8 protein-coding genes, 1 tRNA gene and 1 rRNA gene are annotated in these 7,143 nt (G+C 61.2%); 4 read left to right on the forward strand and 6 right to left on the reverse strand.

What is annotated here, in order from left to right; all coding sequences use genetic code 11:
• On the forward strand, positions 1-1,469 hold a 1,469-nt coding region (locus Q0J74_RS09460; RefSeq protein WP_297213853.1), incomplete at its 5' end, for an FUSC family protein.
• A 31-nt stretch (positions 1,470-1,500) separates the two neighbouring features.
• Here the strand turns inward: Q0J74_RS09460 and Q0J74_RS09465 are convergent.
• Positions 1,501-1,752, reverse strand: coding sequence for a TIGR03905 family TSCPD domain-containing protein (locus tag Q0J74_RS09465; protein WP_297213857.1), 252 nt, complete (start codon positions 1,750-1,752; stop codon positions 1,501-1,503).
• Positions 1,753-1,889: 137 nt separating this feature from the next.
• Between Q0J74_RS09465 and Q0J74_RS09470 the strand changes: the two genes are divergently transcribed.
• Positions 1,890-2,444 (forward strand): TetR-like C-terminal domain-containing protein, encoded by a 555-nt coding sequence (locus tag Q0J74_RS09470; RefSeq protein ID WP_297213860.1) that lies wholly within the window; start codon positions 1,890-1,892, stop codon positions 2,442-2,444.
• A 64-nt stretch (positions 2,445-2,508) separates the two neighbouring features.
• Here the strand turns inward: Q0J74_RS09470 and spo0A are convergent, their stop codons facing one another.
• Both spo0A and spoIVB read right to left on the reverse strand, forming a co-directional pair.
• Entirely contained in the window at positions 2,509-3,261 is a 753-nt protein-coding gene (gene spo0A, locus Q0J74_RS09475) for a sporulation transcription factor Spo0A (protein ID WP_297213863.1), read from the reverse strand.
• Between the two features lie 267 nt (positions 3,262-3,528).
• Positions 3,529-4,569, reverse strand: a complete 1,041-nt coding sequence (spoIVB, locus tag Q0J74_RS09480) for a SpoIVB peptidase (RefSeq protein WP_297213866.1) — start codon at positions 4,567-4,569, stop codon at positions 3,529-3,531.
• 213 nt (positions 4,570-4,782) lie between these two features.
• On the opposite strand from spoIVB, the gene Q0J74_RS09485 reads away from it, so the two are divergent.
• A complete protein-coding gene (locus Q0J74_RS09485) occupies positions 4,783-5,328 on the forward strand; it encodes a DUF6512 family protein (protein ID WP_297213869.1) in 546 nt (181 codons plus the stop codon).
• 48 nt (positions 5,329-5,376) lie between these two features.
• Here the strand turns inward: Q0J74_RS09485 and sfsA are convergent, their stop codons facing one another.
• On the reverse strand, positions 5,377-6,060 hold the full coding sequence (gene sfsA / locus Q0J74_RS09490) for a DNA/RNA nuclease SfsA (RefSeq protein WP_297213872.1): 684 nt from the start codon (positions 6,058-6,060) through the stop codon (positions 5,377-5,379).
• An 85-nt stretch (positions 6,061-6,145) separates the two neighbouring features.
• Here sfsA and Q0J74_RS09495 point away from each other — a divergent pair, with 85 nt between their 5' ends.
• Positions 6,146-6,766 carry a DUF1643 domain-containing protein gene (locus Q0J74_RS09495; RefSeq protein ID WP_297213875.1) on the forward strand — a complete coding sequence of 207 codons (621 nt, stop codon included), beginning with the start codon at positions 6,146-6,148 and terminating at the stop codon, positions 6,764-6,766.
• A 49-nt stretch (positions 6,767-6,815) separates the two neighbouring features.
• Here the strand turns inward: Q0J74_RS09495 and rrf are convergent.
• Both rrf and Q0J74_RS09505 read right to left on the reverse strand, forming a co-directional pair.
• A 5S ribosomal RNA gene (rrf, locus tag Q0J74_RS09500) occupies positions 6,816-6,931 on the reverse strand.
• A gap of 135 nt (positions 6,932-7,066) precedes the next feature.
• Positions 7,067-7,142 (reverse strand) — tRNA-Lys (locus Q0J74_RS09505).
• Position 7,143 lies beyond the last annotated feature (1 nt).

Below are 7,143 nucleotides of genomic sequence, written 5' to 3' on the forward strand. Positions count from 1 at the left end.
TGGAACTGTACGGCCGGCTCCTCCACCAGGCCCCCGACCCGTCCAGCCAGATTGACGGGGCGCTGGTCCGCCTGTCCCAGCTGCTGGAGCGTCTGGCCCAGGGGGACGGGGATGAGGACGCCCGGGAGGAGCTGCGGGATACCGCCCAAAAATTCCACCGCCTGGGTTATGACCGGCGCCGCCTGTTCCATCTGCCGGACCGGCAGAATCGGTATTACCACCTGTTCGCACTGCTGTTTCAGCGGGCCTCCTACCTGGTGTCGGACGAGGGCGCCTGGGAGGAGGCCAGAGCCACCCCCGCCTTTTCTCAGGTGATGCTCCGCCTGTCCGAGCTGGTCCGCCGCCTCCATGAGGCAGGACATCCCGCCGAGCTGGTGCAGCTGGCAAAGGAGATCCAGTTCCTGCTGGGTCAGGATTTCTTGCCCCAGGGCCGCCTGCGGATCTTTGCCCGCAGCGTGCTGCACATGCTGCTGCTGCTTTGCCAGGAGCCGCTGGACCCCGGCCGCCGCCTCCCCTTCCGCACCCATCCCTGGCGGGAGTGGTGGGCGGAGCTTCGCCAGCGCCTGTCGCCGGACAGCTTTGAATTCCGCTTCGCCCTGCGCCTGGCGGTGGTGCTGACGGTAAGCTGCACCGTCAGCTTCCTGTGGGAGTTTGAGCACACTTACTGGTTCCCGCTCCACGCCTTTCTGCTGCTCCAGCCCAGCTATGAGGAGAGCGCCCACCGCATGGTCACCCGCCCGGTGGGGACCGCCATCGGCTGCGTGCTGGTCCATCTGGTCTATCCCCACCTGCCCGGCCTGCCCGGGGTGTTCCTCTTCTCCCTGGTGATGATCGCCCTGATGTACTGCTGTACCCCCGGCACCTGGGTCCATCCCATCTTCTCCACCGCCTTCGCCCTCACTATGGCCACCCTCACCGTGGAGGAGACCGAGGCCATTCAGCTGCGTCTGCTCTACCTGGGTATGGCGGTGGTGCTGGTGCTGCTGGTCAACCGATTCCTGCTGCCCAGCCGGAACGACCTGCAATTCCGCCGCAACCTCCGCTCCCTGTTCTATCTCCAGTCGGTCTATTGGGGCGTCATCCGGCGCAGCCTGCGGGAGCCGGTGGACCCCGCCCTGTTTGGGGAACTGCTGTCCGAGTTTCATATGGTGTATCACGAGGTATCCGGCTACCTGGCCCAGCTCCCTCCGGAGCAGGCCGCCCGCTATCGCACCGTACAGCTGACCCTGTGGAATATGTTTTCCGAGCTGGAACAGGTGGAGTGCCTGATCCAGACCGGCACGCTCACCCAAGCGGAGTATCCGCCTATGGACCAGCTGGCCAATCAGATCCGCACCCGGCTCTCCCCGCCCCAGCCCGGCCTGGCCGACCTGCGGGAGGACGAGCTGCCCCCGGGGGAGCTGCGGAGTATGCTGGAGCGCTATCTGCAAAATGCCCGCCTGCTGCTCACCTGCCTGCCGGATACATAAAAAATCGGGGCGCCTCCAGCGTCCCGGTTTTTTATGCCTGCATCTGCCGCTTCAGGGCCTGGGCCAGCTGATCCGGGCAAGAGGTACTCTTATGGCCGCACCGAATCCCGTCCAGCCGCCGGATGACCTCCTCCACCGGCATCCCCTCCACCAGGCGGGAGATCCCCTGGAGATTGCCGCTGCACCCGCCCGCCACCTTCAGGCTGCGGAGGATTCCGTCCTCCACCTGGACCTCCATGCGCTGGGAGCAGACCCCCTTCGGCTGAAATTCAAACCTCGTCATACCGCAACCGCCTTTCTTCTTTGTCGGGCTTCATCATAGCACATTCCCCGCGGGATTGCAATTTCTTCGTTCCATGTGCTATAATGATATTTGAACCGTTTTCTACCCATGTCCGCGCCGCCAAGGAGGTGAGTGCATTGGCCCCCAGTACCAAGCTGGCTTTGGCGAATTCCCTGAAGAAGCTGCTGCAAAAAAAATTCCTGGACGATATCACGGTGAAGGAGATTGTGGAGGACTGTGAAGTAAACCGCCAGACCTTTTACTACCATTTTCAGGATATCTACGACCTGCTCCGCTGGTTCCTGGACCATGAGACCGAGCTGGCCCTCCGGGATGCCCGGGACTGGCATGAGGGGCTGATGCAGGCCTTCCGCTACGTACAGGAAAATCACCTGACCATCTATCATGTCTTTCGCTCCAGCGGGCGGGACCACCTGGACTGCCAATTCTTTTCTCTGTCCCGCGTCCTGATCACCACGCTGTTGACCCGCTATGCCGGGGACCTGTCTCTGGCGGAGGCTGACCGGGCATTTTTGACCGACTTTTACATGTATGCTCTCTCCGGGATTCTGGTCCGGTGGATCTCGGAGGATATGAAGGAGGACCCGGACGTGCTGGCCGACCGGGTAAGCCGTCTGTTGGAGCCTGAGATCCGCCGTGCGGCGGAGCGGTTTTCCACACCCGGCGCCTGAGCTCAAACACCATCAGATCCCCCGCGGCGGAATTTTCTCTGCCGCGGGGGATCTGCCTGTCCAGTCATTTTTCCTTCTGCTGCAGCTGGAGACGGTCAGCAATCATGGCAATGAACTCGGAATTGGTGGGCTTGCCCTTGGCATTGGAGACGGTATAGCCGAAATACTTTTGCAGCGTCTCCAGATCGCCCCGGTCCCAGGCCACCTCGATGGCGTGCCGGATGGCCCGCTCCACCCTGGAGGCGGTGGTACCAAAGCGCTTGGCCACCTCTGGGTAGAGGATCTTCGTCACCGCGTTGATCACGTCCATATCCCCCACCGCAATCAGAATGGATTCCCTCAGATATTGGTAGCCCTTGATGTGGGCCGGCACGCCGATCTCGTGGATAATGGAGGTGATGGTACTCTCCAGATTCCTGTCCTGGGCCTGCGGCTGTTCTCCCGCTCCGTTCACCAGCTGGCGCACCCGCTCGGTCGCCGCCGTCAGGTTGCACGGCTTCATCATATAGTAATCGGCGCCCCGTTCCGCCGCCAGCTCCGCCACATTGCCCCGCACAAAGCCGGAAATCACCAGTACCCTGGGTCTGTCTTGCAGCTCCGCCAGCTTTTGCAGTACCTCCAGCCCGTCCATCCTGGCCAGCACCAGATCCATCACCACCACGTCGGGCCGCTCCCGCTCCGCCAGGCGCACCGCCTCGGGGCCATCCCCTGTCTCCGCGACAACCTCCAGATCAGCCTCCTCCCCCAGGCACGCCGTGAGCATGCGGCGAAATTCTTCGTTGGCATCCGCCACCACAATTCGCTTTCTGGTTTCCAATCTTGACACCCTTTCCGCAGGATTTTCCTGCTCTGCGTTTGCTGCCTGGCCAAGGCTTCTCACCGGTTGCCTATAATTTACCATAATCAGACAGCGAGCGCAAGGGTTTTACTGGAAATTTATGGCTATTTCTCTTCGACTTACTTCGACCCGTACCGGGTCAAATCGGGACATTTCCCGCCGGTTCCACTCTGCCGGCAGAAAGACAAACCGGGGTGCGGCTTCCAAACGCTGGAAACCGCGCCCCGCTGCTGTCAGTTCTGCTCCTTATCCGGCGGACATCTGGAGCATATTTTCCGCCAAAATACCGTAGCCCTGAGTGGGGTCATTGATCAGCACATGGGTTACTGCGCCCACCAGCTTTCCGTCCTGTAGAATGGGGGAGCCGCTCATACCCTGGACGATGCCGCCGGTGGCATCCAGCAGGCGGGCGTCCGTCACTTTCAGCATAAGATTGCGTGTATCCTGCTCATTTTGGGGAAAGATACGGATGATCTCAATTTCATACTCCTCCGTGGCCTCTCCCGCCACGTTGGAGCGGATGACGGCGGGGCCGGTGTGCACCTCGCTCCGGCTGGCCACCTCTACCGGCTGGGTTTCCTGGAAAAATCCGCTGTCGCTCAGCACTCCGAACACGCCGCCCGGGGTGTTGGCGTACAGGCTGCCCAGGTCCCGGTCCACCTGGAAGGCGCCCTTCAGTTCGCCCGGCTCTCCCTTCTCTCCCTTTTTCACATCTGCCACCTGAGAATAGAGGATGGACCCAGACTGCAAGGGCATCAGCTGGGCCGTTTCCACATCGTTGATCCCGTGACCCAGCGCACCAAACACGCCGGAGGCGGGGTCCCAATAGGTGATGGTTCCGATTCCCGCCATGGAGTCTCTGATCCATGCACCCAGCTTATACTGCCCGTCGCTGCTGCACTGGACCGCCTGGGCGGTGAATTGAACGGTTTCGTCCGCCCGCAGGGCGCGGATGCTCATGGCCTGGCCGCCCACCTCCTGGAGCACCTGCTGCACCTGCTCAATTGTATCTACCTCTTCCTGATTGATGTGGGTGATGATATCCCCTTCCCTCAGGCCGCAGTCGCGGGCCGGGACGGAGCGTCCCTGCTCTGAGGCCACTTCGGAAAAGCCCACCACCATCACGCCGTCGGAAAACAGCTTAATCCCCACCGCCCGCCCGACAGGAATCACCGTGCGGGCCGAATCCGCGGCCCTGGCAGGCTGTGTCAGCGCCAGAGAGGTGAAGATCAGCGCCGCCGCCAGGGCCGCGGCCACCCAGGGCCGCGTTTTCTGTTCCTCTTTCATAGGACCGGCATCTCCTTTCCGTACAAAATCCGCGTCATGTGACGCTGATCTTAATATGGCCGGAATGGCCGCCGTCTTTTCTGCCAATGAAACGCTGCTTTGGCTTGGAAGGCCGCGCCAGTCCATGAGAGATGCGCCTTCGCGCTTTTATGCAGGAATGATCTAGTTTGTCCGCCATTTTTTGGAATGACAGCTCCCGCCGGCGCATAAGCTGTGCTGAACAGTAAAAAGGGGGTTGCCGCCATGTGCCGCCTGTCCCGTTCCAATCTGCTGCTCTTTGCCGCCGCTGTGGTGGCCGGTTCCTGCCTGCATTTCCTCCACGAGCTGCTGCCCTGGACTGTAACCGCGCTGTTTGCGCCGGTGTCGGAAAGTCTCTGGGAGCACGCAAAGCTGCTGTACTGGCCCAGCCTGGTCACCGGACTGTTGCTGACCCAGGGCGGGGAGCGCCGGCTGGGCGCCCGCTGCCTGGCCCTGCTGCTGGGTACGGCGGTGATGCTGGCCGGCGGCTACCTCTACCACATCACCCTGAGCGGAGAGAGCCTGCTGTTTGACATCCTGCTCTATGTCCTGTCCATGGCAGTGTGCCTACTGCTGCCCTATTTCTTGGACGCTCCCCTCTGGACACAGGGACAGGATCTGCTGGTCCTGCTGGTGGTGGCGCTGGGCGCCGCGCTTCTCCTGTTTACCTTTCTGCCCCCCGCCGGTCTTCTCTTCACCGACCTGTCCGGCGCCCGCACCTGGAGCAGTTATCCCTACTAACACATCAGGTCCCCGGACTGTCCTCAGCCCAGGGACCTTTTTGGTTGGTCAAAGCCGGACAGGCACCGGTGCTCCCATAGTCAACCCATTCGGCGCAACCACGCAACCCCGGGCCATAACCGTCACCCCTGCTGCCGCTGCCCGCCGCAGGGCGGCGCCAAATTCCGGATGGGTGGCGTCATTGGGGGCAAAGTCGGTCATACCTTCCATCTGGATGACAAAGCAGACAGCCGCCTCATAGCCTGCCTCCCGGCAGCGGACCAGCTCCTCCAGGTGCTTCACCCCCCGTTGGGTGGGGGCGTCGGGGAACCGAGCATGGCCGTTTTCCTCCAGGGTGACGCCCTTCACCTCCACAAACCCCCTGCGCTCCGCCCCCGCTTCCCAGTAAAAGTCAAACCGGGAGCTGCCCCAGGTGGTCTCCGGCCGAAGCAAGGTGAGGGGTTGCAGAAACCCGCCCTGCTCCGCCCACTCCCGGAAGACCTGATTGGGGGCCTGGGCGTCCATGTTGACCAGCAGATTCCCCTTTCCCACGGCAATCAGATCATAGTTCGTCTTGCGGGCTGGATTCCCGCGCTCTTCCAAATAGACCGTCGCGCCCGGTACCAGCAGCTCCCGGCAGCGGCCGGTGTTTTTCACATGGACAACCTCCGTCCGCCCCTCCAGCTCCACATGGGCGATAAACCGGTTGGGCCGGGCCAAAAATCGGCCCCGTTTTACAGTTTGGTATTGCATTGTTCCGCTCCTGCCTGTATCCTGATAGGGTGAGTATAACACCGGGCGCGCTTCCCCGCAAGCCGCCGGCAAGGAGGCCCCATCCATGCACATTCCATCCTGCGGCACCGCCGGACAGTCTATATTGTCCTTTGCCCCGGCCCTGGAACAGGCCCGTCAGCCCAATCCGGACTATGACGTTGCCCGTTGGCTGTTCGTTCCCAATTATTACTGCGACTATCGTTACATCCTGGGTACCACCGGAGAAAGGCCCTTGATCTGCGTGGGGATCAACCCCTCCACCGCCGCTCCCAACGCCCTGGACAATACCCTGAAATCGGTGGAGCGCATCGCCCTGGGCAACGGCTATGACAGCTTCCTTATGTTCAACGTCTATGCCCAGCGGGCCACCCGGCCCGACGACATGGAACAGGCGTGCAATCCCCAGCTCCACCGGGAAAACATGGCTGCCTTCCGCTGGGCGCTGGGACAGACCAGGGGCGGTTCACCCGCCGTATGGGCTGCGTGGGGCGCTATCATTGAAAAGCGGCCCTATCTGACAGACTGCCTGCGGGATATGATTGCCATCGGCGAAGAGCTGGGCGCCTGCTGGTACTCCGCCGGACCGTTTTCCAAAAGGGGTCATCCCCACCATCCCCTTTACCTGCGTAAGGAGAGCGGGCTGGAGCGTTTTGACGTGGCCGCTTACCTCCGCAGCTGTCTATAATCCCACAAAAAGCAGCAAAAAGCGGACAGCAAATGCTGTCCGCTTTTTGTGTTGGCGTTACCTATCTTCCCGGTCCGTCGCCAGACAAGTATTTTCGGCGCAGGTGAGCTTAACTTCCGTGTTCGGGATGGGAACGGGTGGACCCTCACCGCAATCAACACCAACTTACTTTCTTTTGAAAAAGAAAGTAAGCAAAGAAAACTTCTAACAAACTTTTCTCTCCTTACCGTCTTTCTCAAGAGGCAAGTCTTAATTTTAAAGGGCTCTCTATGGAGCGCCACACAGACGCTCCATAGAGAGTGGTGCGCCTTCACGGATTCGAACCGGGGACCCACTGATTAAGAGTCAGTTGCTCTACCAGCTGAGCTAAAGGCGCA

Origin of the sequence: uncultured Flavonifractor sp. (assembly GCF_944387675.1) — a bacterium.
GTDB lineage: Bacteria > Bacillota > Clostridia > Oscillospirales > Oscillospiraceae > Flavonifractor.

Excerpts from the sequence above, each read along its gene's own strand:
- Q0J74_RS09465 (WP_297213857.1), bottom strand. The coding sequence starts at position 1,752 with ATGACGAGGTTTGAATTTCAGCCGAAGGGGGTCTGCTCCCAGCGCATG.
- spoIVB (WP_297213866.1), bottom strand. The coding sequence starts at position 4,569 with ATGAAAGAGGAACAGAAAACGCGGCCCTGGGTGGCCGCGGCCCTGGCG.
- sfsA (WP_297213872.1), bottom strand. The coding sequence starts at position 6,060 with ATGCAATACCAAACTGTAAAACGGGGCCGATTTTTGGCCCGGCCCAAC.
- Q0J74_RS09495 (WP_297213875.1), top strand. The coding sequence starts at position 6,146 with ATGCACATTCCATCCTGCGGCACCGCCGGACAGTCTATATTGTCCTTT.